Source organism: Stenotrophomonas sp. YJH_SMC_12-1 (genome assembly GCF_059370935.1).
On the sequence record NZ_JCAFUD010000002.1, the window covers coordinates 19,643 to 36,126 of the forward strand.

The 16,484-nt window shown below is 66.7% G+C and carries 13 protein-coding genes; 7 read left to right on the top strand and 6 right to left on the bottom strand.

All coding sequences use genetic code 11. The features are described 5' to 3' along the window. Positions 1-597: 597 nt before the first annotated feature. Positions 598-1,782, top strand: a complete 1,185-nt coding sequence (locus AC5P8Y_RS03550; RefSeq protein ID WP_032966454.1) for a mechanosensitive ion channel family protein — start codon at positions 598-600, stop codon at positions 1,780-1,782. 91 nt (positions 1,783-1,873) lie between these two features. On the opposite strand, the gene AC5P8Y_RS03555 is transcribed toward AC5P8Y_RS03550, so the two are convergent. Genes AC5P8Y_RS03555 through typA form a run of 3 tightly spaced genes read right to left on the bottom strand, consistent with a single transcriptional unit; the run spans position 1,874 to position 5,864 of the window. Continuing rightward, the gene (locus AC5P8Y_RS03555; RefSeq protein WP_049403833.1) at positions 1,874-3,496 is read right to left on the bottom strand and encodes an amidase; all 1,623 of its coding nucleotides are present in this window, start codon (positions 3,494-3,496) and stop codon (positions 1,874-1,876) included. Positions 3,497-3,537: 41 nt separating this feature from the next. Next, positions 3,538-4,005 (bottom strand): DUF2127 domain-containing protein, encoded by a 468-nt coding sequence (locus AC5P8Y_RS03560; RefSeq protein ID WP_005408223.1) that lies wholly within the window; start codon positions 4,003-4,005, stop codon positions 3,538-3,540. Positions 4,006-4,016: 11 nt separating this feature from the next. Beyond that, complete coding sequence (typA, locus tag AC5P8Y_RS03565) at positions 4,017-5,864, bottom strand: translational GTPase TypA (protein WP_005412346.1); 1,848 nt, start codon at positions 5,862-5,864, stop codon at positions 4,017-4,019. Positions 5,865-6,137: 273 nt separating this feature from the next. Here typA and AC5P8Y_RS03570 point away from each other — a divergent pair, with 273 nt between their 5' ends. The 6 genes from AC5P8Y_RS03570 (at position 6,138) to AC5P8Y_RS03595 (ending at position 12,827) form a co-directional block, all read left to right on the top strand. Next, positions 6,138-6,629, top strand: coding sequence for a peptidylprolyl isomerase (locus AC5P8Y_RS03570; RefSeq protein ID WP_005408225.1), 492 nt, complete (start codon positions 6,138-6,140; stop codon positions 6,627-6,629). Positions 6,630-6,747: 118 nt separating this feature from the next. Next, positions 6,748-7,734: a malate dehydrogenase gene (locus AC5P8Y_RS03575; protein WP_004153634.1), complete on the top strand. Its 987-nt coding sequence runs from the start codon at positions 6,748-6,750 to the stop codon at positions 7,732-7,734. A gap of 122 nt (positions 7,735-7,856) precedes the next feature. Then, the gene (locus AC5P8Y_RS03580) at positions 7,857-8,471 is read left to right on the top strand and encodes an RluA family pseudouridine synthase (RefSeq protein WP_033835446.1); all 615 of its coding nucleotides are present in this window, start codon (positions 7,857-7,859) and stop codon (positions 8,469-8,471) included. 653 nt (positions 8,472-9,124) lie between these two features. Next, positions 9,125-11,005 (top strand): propionate--CoA ligase, encoded by a 1,881-nt coding sequence (gene prpE / locus AC5P8Y_RS03585; RefSeq protein WP_005408227.1) that lies wholly within the window; start codon positions 9,125-9,127, stop codon positions 11,003-11,005. A gap of 216 nt (positions 11,006-11,221) precedes the next feature. Further along, the gene (locus AC5P8Y_RS03590) at positions 11,222-11,725 is read left to right on the top strand and encodes a hypothetical protein (protein WP_033835447.1); all 504 of its coding nucleotides are present in this window, start codon (positions 11,222-11,224) and stop codon (positions 11,723-11,725) included. A 46-nt stretch (positions 11,726-11,771) separates the two neighbouring features. Then, a complete protein-coding gene (locus tag AC5P8Y_RS03595) occupies positions 11,772-12,827 on the top strand; it encodes a suppressor of fused domain protein (protein ID WP_049403835.1) in 1,056 nt (351 codons plus the stop codon). A 67-nt stretch (positions 12,828-12,894) separates the two neighbouring features. On the opposite strand, the gene AC5P8Y_RS03600 is transcribed toward AC5P8Y_RS03595, so the two are convergent. The 3 genes from AC5P8Y_RS03600 to AC5P8Y_RS03610 form a co-directional block, all read right to left on the bottom strand. Continuing rightward, complete coding sequence (locus tag AC5P8Y_RS03600) at positions 12,895-13,506, bottom strand: glutathione S-transferase N-terminal domain-containing protein (RefSeq protein WP_005408230.1); 612 nt, start codon at positions 13,504-13,506, stop codon at positions 12,895-12,897. Between the two features lie 84 nt (positions 13,507-13,590). Beyond that, a complete protein-coding gene (locus AC5P8Y_RS03605; protein WP_004154513.1) occupies positions 13,591-14,049 on the bottom strand; it encodes a cell wall hydrolase in 459 nt (152 codons plus the stop codon). Positions 14,050-14,347: 298 nt separating this feature from the next. Then, positions 14,348-16,378, bottom strand: a complete 2,031-nt coding sequence (locus AC5P8Y_RS03610; RefSeq protein WP_049433058.1) for an NADPH-dependent 2,4-dienoyl-CoA reductase — start codon at positions 16,376-16,378, stop codon at positions 14,348-14,350. Positions 16,379-16,484: the final 106 nt, after the last annotated feature.

Consider the following 16,484-nt stretch of genomic DNA (forward strand, 5'->3'; position numbering starts at 1 on the left):
CTGTCAGATGTCGAATGAATCATCCACGCATGGCGTGGATCTACTGGTAACTGCGGCGATTGGCATGCGCGCCTGTTGGTAGGTGTCGACCGTTGGTCGACACGATTTTTCTGTCAGATAGCAGTATTCAAAATGGGCTCCGACCCCGTGCCGACCAACGCTCGGCACCCACCATCAGCAGCAGGTTCCGACAGATCGCAGAAAACTGTCGAAGGCGGGGTGGGTCCGGTTGCGGGGGCGTGAGCCGCATTGGCCCGAGGCATGCCTCGGGCGGGTTGGGCAGGACGCCCAACCCCGGTCTTGCCGTGTGCGCAGGACTGCGCACACGAGCAAGCGGCGACCGAGCTTACATGGGTGAGGGCGCTTTGCTTGCGAAGCACCGCTTCGCAAGCGCCCGAACGCACAGCCGCCGGCGGCTGGGCCGAGCCCCGGAGGGGACTTGCAGCGCCCCCCGCAACCGGACCCACCCCGCCATCCCACAGGAAACCCGCTTCTGCTTCGGCTGTTGCTGTTGCCGCAGCACGCAGCAGGTGCAGGGCTGCAAGCCCTCCCGACCAACACCCTGCTTACGAACGGCTGACGTGACGCTCATGCGCCATGCGCGAGGCTGTCCACCTGGTTGTTCGACTGGAGGTGGCAACGGTGCACTGGCAGAGCGCACAGGCCTACGCATGGCCGTTGGGATTGGCCGTAGTGGTGGGCGGCATAGGCGCGTGGCTGATCCTGTGGATCTATCACCGGCTGAAAGGGCGTGATCGCCGACGTGCGCGTATCGGTCGAGTACTCGGGTTGCCGCTGGCTACCGCGTGGCCGCTGCTGCTGCTGATTCCCGCCTTGCAGGCGACGCCGCTGCAGGATCCGTTGCTGGGCCATCTGCAGCACGGACTCCACATTGCATTGATGGCCTGCTTCGTCTGGCTGCTGGTACGCGCGGTGGCAGCGGGCGAGCGCGCGATCCTGCGTAGCCATCCCATCGATGTCTCCGACAACCTGGAGGCACGCCGCATCCAGACCCAGACGCGCGTGCTCAGCAGGGTGTTGATGGGCGGCATCATCGTGCTCGGTGCGTCGCTGGTGCTGTTGACCTTCCCGATGGTGCAGAAGATCGGCACGGCGCTGCTGGCGTCGGCAGGCCTGATCGGGCTGGTGGCGGGCATCGCCGCCAAACCGGTGTTCGGCAACCTCATCGCCGGCCTGCAGATCGCACTGACGCAGCCGATCCGCCTGGACGACGTGGTGATCGTCGAAGGCGAGTGGGGACGCATCGAGGAGATCGGCAGCAGCTACGTGGTGGTGCGGATCTGGGATGAGCGGCGGATGGTGGTGCCCTTGACCTGGTTCATCGAGAACCCGTTCCAGAACTGGACGCGGCGCAGTGCCGATCTGCTCGGCACTGCGTTTCTGTGGCTGGACTATCGGGCACCGATCGCGGCGATCCGGGCCGAGCTGGAGCGCATCTGCCATGGCCAGGCGCTATGGGATGGGCGCGTCTGCGTAACCCAGGTGACCGAAACCAACGAGCGCGCGATCCAGGTGCGCCTGCTGGTCAGCGCGCGCAGTTCCGGTGATGCCTTTGATCTTCGCTGCCTGGTGCGCGAACGCATGCTCGATTTCCTCGCACGTGAGCATCCGCAGTCGTTGCCGCAGGTGCGTGCGCGGCTGCAACACGAAGACGAGCTGGATATGCCGCGTGGTCCACGTGCACGCACCTCGGATGTGCGTTCGCCAGGTGCTGAAGATGGTGAGGCCGCGATCGTGCCGGTGGAGCCACAGGATCGGTAGTGCCGGCCGCTGGCCGGCAACGCCGGAGCGATCGAGCTGCCGGCCAGCGGCCGGCACTACCGGAAGCAAGATGTCGCGGCGTCACCGGAGCTCAGGGCTCGCCGGCGTCGATCAGCGCATCGGTATCAAAGTGTGGCGGCCGCCGCGCACGGGTGCGCTGCTCGTAGGCGTAGGCCATTTCGATCAGCTTCGGCTCGCTCCAGGCGGTACCCATGAACAGCAGGCCGACGGGAAGGCCGTTGATCTGGCCCATCGGCACGGTCAGGCTGGGGTAACCGGCCACGGCAGCGGCGCTGTAGCTCTCGCCGGGGAAGTCGTCGCCATCGCTGCGGATCGGCCACGCCACACCGGTGGTCGGCGCCACCAGCGCATCGAGCTGATGGGCGGCGAGGGCTGCATCGATGCCTTCCGGACCGGCCAACCGGCGCGCATCACTGCGCGCGCGGATGTAGGCAGGGTCTGCCAGGCCGGTGGTGGCATCGGCCTCCACCAGCAGCTCCTGGCCGAACAGGCCCAGTTCCTGCTTGCTGTGCGCCTGGTTGAAGGCGATCAGTTCGGCCAGGCTGCGCAGTGGCGCGCGGTGGGTGCTGAAGTAGCGCTCCAGCCCGGCCTTGAATTCGTACAGCAGCAGCGTGCGCTCAGCCTCGGCCCACGCGCCCTGGTTGGGCAGCTCCACCGGCACCACCACGGCGCCGGCGCGACGCAGCTCGGTCGCTGCCTGATCGATCAGCGGCGGCATGCCGCGGTACTTCAGCAGCGGCGTCTGCAGCAGACCGATGCGTTTGCCGCGCAGACCCTGCGGGTCCAGGCGCGCGGTGTAGTCGTAGACCGCACGGCCGGGCATGGTCGCGGTGGCGGGATCGGCGTCATCGCGGCCGGCGATCGCAGTCAGCACGGCGGCAGCATCGGCGACGCTGCGGGTCATCGGGCCGGCGGTGTCCTGGCTGAAGGAGATCGGCACGATGCCATCGCGACTGACCAGCCCGACCGTCGGCTTCAGACCGACCACGCCGTTGATCGCGGCCGGGCAGACGATGCTGCCGTCGGTTTCGGTGCCGATCGCCACGCTGGCCAGGTTGGCGGCCACGGCCACCGCGCTGCCGCTGCTGGAACCGCACGGTGAATGGCTGATGCGGTAGGGGTTGCGGGTCTGGCCGCCGCGAGCGCTCCAGCCGGAGATGGAGTCATTGCCGCGGAAGTTGGCCCACTCGCTGAGGTTGGTCTTGCCCAGCACTACGGCGCCAGCCTCGCGCAGCCGGCGTACCAGGTAGGCATCGTCCGGACGGAAGCCCTGCAGGGCCAGCGAGCCGGCACTGGTGACCATCGGTGCGGCGTTGATGTTGTCCTTCAGCAGCAGGGGGATGCCATGCAGCGGCCCACGCAGGCGTCCTTCGCGGCGCTCGCGGTCGCGTGCGGCGGCTTCCTTCAGCGCGTCGGGGTTGAGCTCGATCACCGCGCGCAGGCGGGGCCCGGTGCGGTCCAGGGCGGCGATACGCTGCAGGTAGGCCTGGGTCAGGGTGGTGCTGTCCAGATCTCCGGCAGTCATCCGCGCCTGCAGGTCGGCGACATCGGTTTCGGCGTACGGGAACGGCACGTTGCGGCTCGCAGGTTCGGCCGCATGCGCGCTGGGCGTGGCCGGGCTGCAGCCAGCCGAAAGCAGCGCCGGCAGCGCGGCGAGCAGGCAGGTCAGCAGAGGCGGCAAGGACGGGCGCATGGGGCGGCTTGGTCGGCTCCAATCCCCAGTGTAGCCGGTGCTCAGCGGTGGCGCTTGCGCAGGTCGCGGGCGAGGACGTAGACCACGATCAGGTTGATCGCCAGGATCGTCCATGACGGCCAGCCGGGATGGCGGATGATCGCGAAGATGTCGAAAGGCAGGTACAGGGCGGCGGTCAGGCAGCCCAGCCAGGACGCCCAGGCCTTGGCCCGCCACAGGCCCCAGGCTTCGACCAGGTGCAGCAGGCCGTAGCCGATCATCCCCGCCGCGGCCAGGTGGACCGCGTCGGGACTGATCATGTGCAGCAGCGAGGGCAGGGTGCCATGGTCCGGATCGAGGCTGAAACGCCGGATCAGGGCCATGATGCCGTGCCGCAGCGGCTGCGGTCCGAGCACTTCCAGCCCGGTGGCGGCCAACAGCGCCAGCATCGCCTTGCTCGCTTCGAGCAGGGCGATGACGTGCAGACCCGGATGCCGGTGTGGATCCGGGTTGTAGCCGCTCTGGTTCACGGGGTGCTGGCTCAGCCGCCGCGCGAAGCCTTCTTGCGATCGCTCTCGGTCAGGAACTTCTTGCGCAGGCGGATCTCCTTCGGAGTGATCTCGACCAGCTCGTCGTCTTCGATGAAGTCCAGGGCCTGTTCCAGCGAGTACTTGATCGCCGGGGTCAGCTGGATCGCATCGTCCTTGCCCGAAGCGCGCATGTTGGTCAGCGGCTTGGTCTTGATCGCGTTGACGGTCAGGTCGTTGTCCTTGGAGTGGATGCCGACCAGCTGACCTTCATACACGTTGTCGCCTTCAGCAGCGAACAGCTTGCCGCGCTCCTGCAGCGGGCCCAGCGAGTAGGCCGGCGTGGTGCCCGGTGCATTGGCGATCATCACGCCGTTGATGCGCTTGGCAATCGCGCCCTGTTCCTTCGGACCGTAGTGGTCGAACACGTGGAACAGCAGGCCCGAACCCTGGGTCAGGGTCTTGAACTCGTTCTGGAAGCCGATCAGGCCACGGGCCGGGATCTGGTACTCCAGGCGCACGCGGCCCTTGCCGTCCGATTCCATGTTCTTCAGCTGGCCCTTGCGGGTGCCCAGCTTTTCCATCACGCCGCCCTGGTGGATTTCTTCGATGTCCACCACCAGCTGCTCGATCGGCTCCATCAGCTGGCCGTCGATTTCCTTGATGATCACTTCCGGGCGCGACACGGCCAGCTCGTAGCCTTCGCGGCGCATGTTCTCGATCAGCACCGACAGGTGCAGTTCGCCACGGCCGGAGACCAGGAACTTGTCGGCGTCTTCCAGCTGCTCGACCTTCAGGGCCACGTTGTGGACCTTTTCACGGTCCAGGCGGTCCTTGATCTGGCGGCTGGTCAGGAACTTGCCACCGGACAGGTCCTTGTTGCCGGCGAACGGCGAGTTGTTGACCTGGAAGGTCATCGAGATGGTCGGCTCGTCGACGGTCAGCGCCGGCAGCGCTTCCGGGAAGTCCGGTGCGCAGATGGTGTCGGAGATGGTCAGCTCCTGGATGCCGGAGATGGCCACGATGTCGCCGGCCTCGGCCGAATCCTGCTCGATGCGCTCCAGGCCCATGAAGCCCAGCACCTGCAGCACCTTGCCGTTGCGCTTCTTGCCTTCACGGTCGATGACCGCGACCTGCATGTTCTTCTTCAGGGTGCCGCGCTGGATGCGGCCGATGCCGATCACGCCCACGAAGTTGTTGTAGTCCAGCTGGCTGATGCGCATCTGGAACGGGCCTTCCGGATCCACTTCCGGCTTCGGCGCGTGCTGCATGATCGCTTCGTACAGCGGGGTCATGTCGCCGTCGCGCACGGTGTCTTCCAGGCCGGCATAGCCGTTCAGGCCCGAGGCGTAGACGATCGGGAAGTCCAGCTGCTCGTTGGTGGCGCCGAGCTTGTCGAACAGGTCGAAGACCTGGTCGATCACCCATTCCGGACGGGCGCCCGGACGGTCGACCTTGTTGACCACGACGATCGGCTTGAAGCCCATCGCGAAGGCCTTCTGGGTCACGAAGCGGGTCTGCGGCATCGGGCCGTCCATCGCGTCGACCAGGATCAGCACGGTATCGACCATCGACAGCACGCGCTCGACCTCACCACCGAAGTCGGCGTGGCCGGGGGTGTCGACGATGTTGATCCGGTTCTTGATGCCGGTCTTCTTGTCTTCCCAGGTGATGGCGGTGTTCTTGGCCAGGATGGTGATGCCGCGTTCCTTTTCCTGGTCGTTGCTGTCCATCACGCGCTCGGCGAGGACGGTGCGCTCGGACAGGGTGCCGGACTGCTTCAGCAGCTGGTCGACCAGGGTGGTCTTGCCATGGTCGACGTGGGCGACGATGGCGATGTTGCGAAGATTTTCGATGGACATACGAAAGGGGGCCAGTCGGCGCCGGATTTGGAAAAAGAAGTCCAACATTATACGTCGAACTTGACGATTCGCGAAAAGGTGGATTTCACATCCGTCGCGGGGCCCATTCAGCTGGCTGTCCGCCGCGTCGGCCGGGGCCGCCAGCGCCCGGAGACGCGGCTTCCCGTCCATGGGCTGAAGCCGGGTTCTTCACCGATGGTCGAAGCCGCCGCCGCCACGAGGCAGGTGTAAACTAGGTGGCTAGACGCGTTCCCCTCTGCATCAAGGATCTTCATGTCCCTCATCGCCACTTTCGACACCACCCAGGGCCCGATCAAGGTCGAGCTGTTCGCCGACAAGGCGCCGCTGACCGTGGCCAACTTCGTGAACCTGGTCAAGCACGGCTTCTATGACGGCCTGATCTTCCACCGCGTGATCGCCGACTTCATGATCCAGGGCGGCTGCCCGCAGGGTCGTGGCACCGGCGGCCCGGGCTACAAGTTCGAAGACGAGAAGAACGGCGTGAAGCACGAGGTCGGCTCGCTGTCGATGGCCAACGCCGGCCCGAACACCAACGGCAGCCAGTTCTTCATCACCCACATCAAGACCGACTGGCTGGACGGCCGCCACACCGTCTTCGGCAAGGTCCTGGAAGGCCAGGCCATCGTTGATTCGGTCAAGCAGGGCGACGTGATCCATTCGATCACCCTGGAAGGCGACGTCGACGCCGTGCTGGCCGCCCAGGCCGACCGCGTCGCGGAGTGGAACAAGCACCTCGCCGCCTGATCCCCCTTCGAAACGGCCACCCATGGGTGGCCGTTTCCCTGTTCCCCGCCGCCCGCTTGGCCTGCGTGGCTCTGCCCGCGGCGTCCCATCAAACGCTTGCAAGCAAGAGGAAACCCCCATGAAAGCACCCGTTCGTGTTGCCGTGACCGGCGCCGCCGGCCAGATCGGTTATGCCCTGCTGTTCCGCATCGCCTCCGGCGAAATGCTGGGCAAGGACCAGCCGGTCATCCTGCAGCTGCTGGAACTGCCGGTGGACAAGGCCCAGGCCGCCCTGAAGGGCGTGATGATGGAGCTGGAAGACTGTGCCTTCCCGCTGCTGGCCGGCATGGTCGGCACCGATGACGCCGAAGTCGCGTTCAAGGACGCCGACATCGCCCTGCTGGTCGGCGCACGTCCGCGCGGCCCGGGCATGGAGCGCAAGGACCTGCTGCTGGAGAACGCCAAGATCTTCACCGCCCAGGGTGCAGCGCTGAACAAGGTCGCCAGCCGTGACGTGAAGGTGCTGGTGGTCGGCAACCCGGCCAACACCAACGCCTACATCGCGATGAAGTCGGCCCCGGACCTGAAGCCGGAAAACTTCACCGCCATGCTGCGCCTGGACCACAACCGCGCGCTGAGCCAGCTGTCGACCAAGCTCGGCAAGCCGGTCGGTGGCATGGAGAAGCTGGTGGTGTGGGGCAACCACAGCCCGACCATGTACCCGGACTACCGTTTCGCCACCGCCGATGGTGCGTCGATCGCCGATGCGATCAACGACCAGGAGTGGAACGCCAACACCTTCATCCCGACCGTCGGCAAGCGCGGCGCGGCGATCATCGAAGCCCGTGGCTCGTCCTCGGCTGCTTCGGCCGCCAACGCAGCGATCGACCACGTGCGTGACTGGGTGCTGGGCAGCAACGGCAAGTGGGTCACCATGGGCGTGCCGTCCGACGGTTCCTACGGCATTCCGGAAGGCGTGATCTTCGGCTTCGCGGTGACCACCGAGAACGGCAAGTACACCCTGGTCAAGGACCTGCCGATCGACGACTTCAGCCAGAAGTACATCGACAAGACCCTGGCCGAGCTGGAAGAAGAGCGCGCCGGCGTCGCCCACCTGCTGGGCTGATGCAGGCGGTACCGGCTCCGGCCGGTACGTCTTCCATCAAGGTAGGTACCGACCGTTGGTTGGTACGCAGAAAACGGGGAGGCTTCGGCTTCCCCGTTTTCATTTGGAGCTCCTGGAACCGCATGATCCACCTGCACTACATCGATGACGCACTGCTGGTGGCCGAGAAGCCGGCTGGCCTGTTGTCCGTACCCGGCCGCAGCGCCGAGAACCAGGACTGCGTGGTCGCGCGCCTGCAGGCGCTGTATCCGGATGCGTTGACCGTGCACCGGCTGGACCAGGTGACCTCCGGCCTGCTGCTGCATGCGCGTGGCAAGGACATGCAGGCGACGTTGTCGATGCAGTTCGAGCAGCGCCAGGTTGGCAAGCGGTATGAAGCGGTGGTGCAGGGGCTGCTCGAGGGTGATTCCGGTGAAGTGGACCTGCCGTTGATCGTTGACTGGCCGAACCGGCCGAAGCAGATGGTCGATCACGAACGCGGCAAGCCGGCGTTGACGCGTTGGCGCGTGCTGGTGCGCGATGTTGAAGCGCGGCGCACGCGCGTGGCGTTGGAACCGATCACTGGCCGCAGCCATCAGCTGCGGTTGCACATGGCCACTATTGGCCATCCGATTGTTGGCGACGTGCTGTATGACGCGGCACCGGCGCACCGCGTGCATCTGCATGCGTGCAGCCTGCGGTTCACGCATCCGCTGACGGGCGAGGCGCTCGCGTTCGAGTCCGCGGCTCCGTTCTAGGGGGTCGGCAGGGCTTGCAGCCCTGCACCTGCAGAATCAACGTCAACATCAACGTCAAAAGCGGGCTGTCCGTGGGTTGGCGGGGAGGTATGGGTGGGCAGGACACGCCGTAAACCCATCCATGGGGGCTCGATGGCGCCATCCATGGCGCCAACGGTCCTGCCCACCCACACCGCCCCGCCTCTGACAGATTCCCGCGGCTGTTGGTAACTGCGGCCGTTGTTCCGCACGGCTGTTGGTAGATGTCGACCTTGGTCGACACGATTTTTCTTTCAGATATCGAATGAGTCATCCACGCATTGCGTGGATCTACCGTGTCGACCAAGGTCGACACCTACCAGCGCAATCCGCCGTTCCGACAGATGGCAGGAAACTGTCGAAGGCGGGGTGGGTCCGGTGGCGGGAGTGTCCGCGGCATGGATGCCGTGGCCAAGCCCCCATGGACGGGTTTACGGCGTCTCCCGCCACCGGATCCACCCCGCCATCCCCCAGTAAGCCAGCTTCTGCTGTTGCTTTGGCTTTGGCTTCGGCTTCTGCAGGTGCAGGGCTGCAAGCCCTGCATAACAAACCCCACCCCCTACCAAGGTAGGGCGGCCCGCGCGGCAGCACCGGACTATCCTCGAACCCATGACTTTGTCTGGGAGGGCTGCGTCATGAACTACGAGGAAACCTACCGTCGCTCGATCGACGAGCCGGAGGCCTTCTGGGGCGAGGAAGCCAAGCGCATCCATTGGCATAAACCGCCGCAGCAGGTGCTCGACTACAGCAACCCGCCGTTCCGGCGCTGGTTCGTCGGCGGCGAAACCAATCTCTGCTACAACGCCGTCGACCGCCACCTGGCCGAGCGCGCCGACCAGCTCGCGCTGGTCGCCATCTCCACCGAAACCAACAGCACACGCGAGATCACCTATCGCCAGCTGTACCGCGAAGTGAACGACTTCGCCGCGGTACTCAAGCACCTCGGTGTCGGCCACGGTGACCGCGTGGTGATCTACATGCCGAACATGGCCGAGGCGGTGTTTGCGATGCTGGCCTGCGCGCGCATCGGTGCGGTGCACTCGGTGGTGTTCGGTGGCTTCGCCGCGCACAACCTGGCGCTGCGCATCGACGATGCCAAGCCCAAGCTGCTGATCGCGGCCGACGCCGGTATGCGCGGTGGCAAGCTGATTCCGTACAAGCCGATGGTCGACGCCGCCTGCGCCGAAGCGGCGTCGCCGCCACCGCATGTGCTGATCGTGTCGCGCGGGCTGGATGCCGCCGAACCCCGCGTGCCGGGCCGTGATGTGGACTACGCCACGCTGCATGCACAGATCGGGGAAGTGGATGTGCCGGTGCAGTGGCTGGAAGCGAGCGAACCGAGCTACCTGCTGTACACCTCCGGCACCACCGGCAAGCCGAAGGGCGTGCAGCGCGATGTGGGCGGCTATGCAGTGGCGATGGCGCAGTCGATGGAGACCGTGTTCGACTGCAAGCCGGGCCAGGTGATGTTCTCCACCTCCGATGTCGGCTGGGCGGTGGGCCACTCCTACAATGTGTACGGCCCGCTGATCGGTGGCTGCACCTCGCTGCTGTACGAAGGCCTGCCGACCAATCCGGATCCCGGCATCTGGTGGGCGCTGTGCGAGCAGTACAACGTGCGCACGATGTTCTCCTCGCCCACCGCCATCCGCGTGCTGAAGAAGCACGACGCGGACTTCATCCATCGCCACGACCTGCGTGCGCTGAAGTACCTGTTCCTGGCCGGCGAGCCGCTCGACGAGCCGACCGCGCACTGGATCAGCGAAGCGCTCGGCAAGCCGATCATCGACAACTACTGGCAGACCGAAACCGGCTGGCCGGCACTGACCCTGCTGCCGGGCCTGGAGATGAAGCCGGTGCGTTTCGGCTCGCCCGGGTTCCCCAATCTCGGCTATCGGATGAAGGTGATCGACGAGAACACTGGCGAGGAAGTCGCACCGGGGCAGAAGGGCGTGCTGGTGGTGTCGCCACCGCTGCCGCCGGGTTGCATGAGCACCGTGTGGAATGATGACAGCCGCTTCCTGCAGAGCTACTTCAGCCACTTCAAGGAACTGCTGTACAGCTCGCTGGACTGGGCGATCCGCGACGACGATGGCTACACCTTCATCCTCGGTCGCACCGATGATGTCATCAATGTAGCCGGGCACCGTCTGGGCACGCGCGAGATCGAGGAGGCCATTTCCAGCCATCCGCGGGTGGCCGAGGCCGCCGTGATCGGGGTCAAGGATGAACTGAAGGGGCAGGTGCCGCTGGTGTTCGTCACCCTCAAGCAGGGCCTGGATGGCGAGGATCCGGCGCCGGTGGTGGCCGAGATGATGGCGACGGTGACCACCTCGCTCGGCGCGGTCGCACGCCCGGCGCACGTACACGTGGTCAATGCACTGCCCAAGACCCGCTCCGGCAAGCTGCTGCGGCGCTCGCTGCAGGCGCTGGCCGAACAGCGCGACCCGGGTGACCTGTCGACGCTGGACGACCCCAGCGCGCTGGAGGAGATCCGCCGCGCGCTGGGCCGTTGATCCGGTAGTGCCGGCTACTGGCCGGCCCCCCCCCTCAATCCCGAGGTTGCCGGCCAGCGGCCGGCACTACCCGCGGCACTTGCGCTAAGCTCGGCCTGTCATCGACCTGCAATACGCGGCGCGCGCCGGGGAAGGCGCGTGCCGTCCGGGGATGGCACACAGGGGGGCGTGCCCGTCAGGGCGCGCCGGCATTGTGCATCGAGGGAGGGGGAGGCAATGGCATTGCTGCACGCCAAGACGGCTGCTGGCCGTCAGGAAATCGAAGACCGTGGCCGGCGCCTGCCGGCGGCACTGCGTTCGATCCTGCTGATGGTCGACGGCCATCGCGATGACACCGAACTGCGTGGCCTGTTCGAAGGCCTGCGCGCGCCGGCCGATGCACTGGAGCAGCTGGAAGCGCAGGGCCTGATCGAAGTGATCGGTGGCAATGCCGAGCTGGCACCGGTACGTGGCATCAGCACCGGCCGCGAACAGGATCCGGCGTTGTACCAGCAGCTGTACGACGCGATGAGCGAGGCGGTGCGGCGCCACCTGGGCCTGAAGGGCTACTTCATGCAGTTGAAGATTGAACGCTGCACCGATGCACTTGCACTGGAACGCCTGTGCCCGGAACTGCTGGCGGCGGTGGGCAAGGCGCGCAGCCCGGCGCTGGCGCAGCGCTGGTGGCAGGAAACCCAGGCCGCCGTGGTCAATGGTGGCGGCGAGGTCGTGCAGGCATGAGCCACCGCGTAAAGTGATCGGTTCACTTCCCCACAAGGAGTCCCGCGTGCAGGACGACCACGACGACAGCGACACCCCAGGCTGGGACGCGATCAATGCGGCGCTGGCGCCGCTGTATGCCGGCCAGGAACCCCGTCACTACGGTACGGCGTTGCCGTACACGCTGGGTGGCCAGGATCCACTGGATGGCATCAGCGTGTACTGGGTGGATGCACCGGTACCGCATTGGCACTACATCACCTACGGCTTCTCCGAGCTGTACACCAAGGAGAGCAGCGATGCCGCCGCCAGCGGCTATGGTTTCGAGCTGACCTTCCGCCTGGCTGCTGAAGCCGGTGAGCACGCCGGCAGCAACCCGCCGGTGTGGCCGATGAACCTGCTGCAGAACCTGGCGCGCTACGTGTTTGGCAGCGGCAACGTGTTCGAGGATGGTCACCATCTGAACGCCAACGGCCCGATCGCGCTGGAGACCGGCACGCGCCTGTGCCACCTGGCCTTCATCGCCGATCCGCAGTTGCCTGCGCGCGACACCGCCAATGGCCACCTGCAGTTCCTGCAGCTGGTCGGGCTGACCGATGAGGAGATGGAAGCGGTCAAGCGTTGGTCGACGCGCGGCGTGCTGCAGGCGCTGCAACCGGCGATGCCGCTGTGGATCAGCGACCTGCATCGCGGCAACCTGTTGGAGGATCCGACACTCGCCGCACAGGTGCGGGCCGGCAGCGAGCGCGAGGGCTCCAGCACCGGCATGTTGTTCATCGAGACACTGGATTGGCGGCAGGAGGCGGGGGTCACCACCCTGGTGCTCGGCGCCGGGCAGGTGGCCAGTGTGTGCGAGCTGCTGCCATTGCGCCTGCGCCACGGCAGATCGCTGGAACTGGCCAGCCGCGAGCGGCAGTGGGAGTTCATTCCGGCAGCGCGCGGTGAAACCGGCGAGGTATCGGCCGACAGCGCGCGCTGGGCGCTGGACGAGACGGGGCTGCAGGCCCTGGCGGGCGTGCGTGCCGAACGTGGCATCTACCCGGTGGCGGGAGCGCTGCGCATCGAAGTGGTTCCGACCTACCTGCGCGATGCCAACGGTGAAGTGATCCGCCAGATCGGCTGAGTGTGGTGATGGCGCCGGTGGGGTCAGAGCCGCCTGCTGTGCAGACGGATCCGACCCCGGGTCAGGCTCAGGCCAGGCCTTCGGCCTTCAGTGCGGCCTGCACGCCGGCATCGGCGTCCATGCGTGCCTTGTAGGCGGCCAGGTTGTCCAGGCCCGACAGGTCGACCTTGGTGCCGGCGGCCCAACGCAGGGTGATGTAGAAGTACGGGTCGGCGAAACTGCGGAAGCCGGCCAGCCAGGGCTTGTCGGCCAGCTGCCTGTCAGCGGTCTCGAACAGGCCACGCAGGCGCTTGTGTGCGGCGGCGCGGATCGCATCGAACTGGCTTTCGTCGGCGATGAACTTGCCCGGTGCGAACAGCGGCGAGAAGGCCGGATGCACGTCGGAATTGACGAAGGCCAGCCAGCGGGTAGCTTCGGCACGCTGGCGCGCGCTGCCATCGCCGCCGAGGCCGGCCTGCGGGTAGGTGTCGGCGATATAGCCCATGATCGCGGCGTTCTGCAGCAGCACGAAGTCGCCATCGACCAGCGCGGGAACGGCGCCGGCCGGATTGATCTTGAGGAATTCCGGACCCTTGAGGGTGTCCTTGTTCAGCAGTTCGACCTCGAACGGCTGGCCGGTCCACTGCAGGGCGATGTGGTCGGCGGTGGAACAGGCACCGGGCTTGCTGTACAGCTTCATGGGAACTCCAGGTGATGCGGGCGGGAAACGCCCACTATCCCAGAGCCTGCCAGCGGGCGGCAACGCTGCCGCCAGCACGGATCGTTACGACTGCCGCGGCTTGAGGTTCTGCACCTTATAGAAGGTGTGATCGCCGATGGTGGCCACCTGGTAGGCGTTGCGCCAGTTCGGGCTGGCGATGGACAACGCGGCGAAGTGGCTGGCACCGGGCACGATCTCGCGGCGCTCGCCGGCCGGCAGCGCCCAGTTGCGCTCGGCGTCGAAGGCCACGTTCATTGCCTCGCTCCAGGCCGCGTCATTGCCCAGCTGGGTGCCGGGGGAGACGATGGTCGGCGCGAACTGCTTGCGCGCGGTGACCACCTGGCACATCGAGTCGCCCCACAGGCCACTGTCGAGGCGGCGCAGGGCGACCTCGGCAACGGCTTGCTGGCCGCGCAGGGTCTGGTCGCGGGCTTCCAGATAAACGGTGGTGCTCAGACACAGTGAATCAGCGGCCGGCTGCGGCAACAACTGCGACAGCCAGAGAATCCAGGCCAGTTTCATATAACTCCTTGCTCCGTATGGGCCGCACTCTCCGCTTCCAGTCGCGGGGGCGACAGGATGCGGGGTACGACTTGGCGTCATGGGGAGGCGGCCATCGGGGCCGCCCCGTGGGCAGCCCCAAAAGAAACGACCAGTACCGATCGTGGGGGCTGCGCCGGCTCACCGGAAACTGGCTGGTGAGCGGAAAGATGGCGCAAGGTAGGGGGGCGTAGCCGAACGCATCGTGAACCGGCCGGCTTGACATTCAGGTTCCGGAGGGGTGACGGAAATCACATTCCGTCCCCCATTCATGCGCTCATCAGAGCGCGGCGGCCACCCGGCTGCCCTGGTCGATGGCCCGCTTGGCGTCCAGTTCGGCCGCTACATCGGCACCGCCGATCAGCTGCGCGTTGATGCCGGCGGCCTGCAGCTCGGCCTGCAATGCGCGGTTCGGTTCCTGCCCGGCGCAGATCACCACATGATCGACCGGCAGCAGCTGTTCGCTGCCTTCCACGCGGATGCGCAGGCCTTCGTCGTCCACGCCCAGGTACTCGACGCCGCCGAGCATGCGCACGCCCTTGGCCTTCAGCGTGGCGCGGTGGATCCAGCCGGTGGTCTTGCCCAGCCGCGCGCCGGGCTTGCCCGGGCTGCGCTGCAGCAGCCACAGCCGCCGCGGCGATGCCTCGGGCTGCGGCCTGGCCAGCGAGCCGCGGGCCTCGAACGTGCTGTCCACGCCCCATTCGGCCATCCAGCGCTGTGGGTCCAGCGAGGGGGACTCACCAGCGTGGCTGAGGAACTCGCCGACATCGAAGCCGATGCCGCCGGCGCCGATGATCGCCGCACTGGCGCCCACTTCGACCCGGCCCAGCAGCACGTCCAGGTAGCTGACCACCTTGGCGTGGTTGGCGCCGGGGAAGTCGACCTTGCGCGGCGTGATGCCGGTGGCCAGCACCACCTCGTCGAAGCCGGCCAGGCTGGCCGCGTCTGCTCGCGTGCCCAGGCGTAGCTGCACGCCGGTTTCAGCCAGCTTGTGGCGGAAATAGCGCAGGGTCTCGTGGAACTCTTCCTTGCCGGGGATGCGCTTGGCCACGTTGAACTGGCCACCGATCTCGTCGTTGGCATCGAACAGGGTGACCTGGTGGCCGCGCTCGGCGGCCACCGTGGCGCAAGCCAGGCCGGCCGGACCGGCGCCGACCACCGCCACCTTTTTCGGCGTGGCAGCCGGGCGGTAGACCAGCTCGGTCTCGTGTGCGGCACGCGGATTGACCAGGCAGCTGGCCAGCTTGTTCTCGAACACGTGGTCCAGGCAGGCCTGGTTGCAGGCGATGCAGGTGTTGATCGCCTCGGCGCGGCCGGCGCGGGCCTTGTTGGGCCATCGCGGGTCGGCCAGCAGCGGGCGCGCCAGCGACACCATGTCGGCGCCGCCGCTGGCGAGGATGTGCTCGGCGACGTCGGGCATGTTGATGCGGTTGGTCGCCACCAGCGGCACCGTTACATGCGGCTTGAGCTTGGCGGTGACACCGGCGAAGGCGGCGCGCGGCACCGAGGTGGCAATGGTCGGGATGCGCGCTTCGTGCCAGCCGATGCCGGAATTGATGATCGTCGCGCCAGCCGCCTCGATGGCCTGGGCCTGCTGCACGATCTCTTCCCAGTTGCTGCCGTCGTCAACCAGATCCACCAGCGACAGGCGGTAGATGATGATGAAGTCCGGGCCGCAGGCCTCGCGGATGCGGCGCACGATCTCCACTGCAAAACGCATGCGTTGGTTGGCGTCGCCACCCCAGCGGTCGGAGCGCTTGTTGGTGCGCGGGGCGATGAACTCGTTGATGAGGTAGCCCTCCGAGCCCATCACTTCGACGCCATCGTAGCCGGCTTCACGGGCCAGCTTTGCGCTGCGTGCGTAGTCGGCGATATGCCGCTCGACGCCGCTGGCCGACAGCGCACGGGGGGTGAACGGGTTGATCGGCGCCTTCAGCTTCGACGGTGCCACCGACAGGGGATGGTAGGCATAGCGGCCGGCATGCAGCAGCTGCAGGCAGATCTTCGCGCCGTGCTGGTGCGCGGCGGCGGTGAGCTGCCGGTGCGGGCGTACTTCCCAGGGCCAGGACAGCTTTCCGCCAAAGGGCTTCAGCCAGCCGACCACGTTCGGCGCGAAGCCACCGGTGACGATCAGGCCGACGCCACCTTCGGCGCGTTCGGCGAAGTAGGCGGCCAGGCGCGGGAAGTCGCGGGCGCGATCTTCCAGGCCGGTGTGCATCGAACCCATCAGCACGCGGTTGCGCAGCTGGGTGAAGCCCAGGTCCAGCGGGGCGAACAGGTGGGGATAGGCGCTTTCGTTGGCTGGCGACATGATCGATACGCTTGCGTACGGAAGCGCGAAGCGTGCCGGGAAACGGCGGCTGGGGCAAGGGGCGCGGGCGGTAGTGCCGGCCGCTGGCCGGGTACGCTCGGCACAT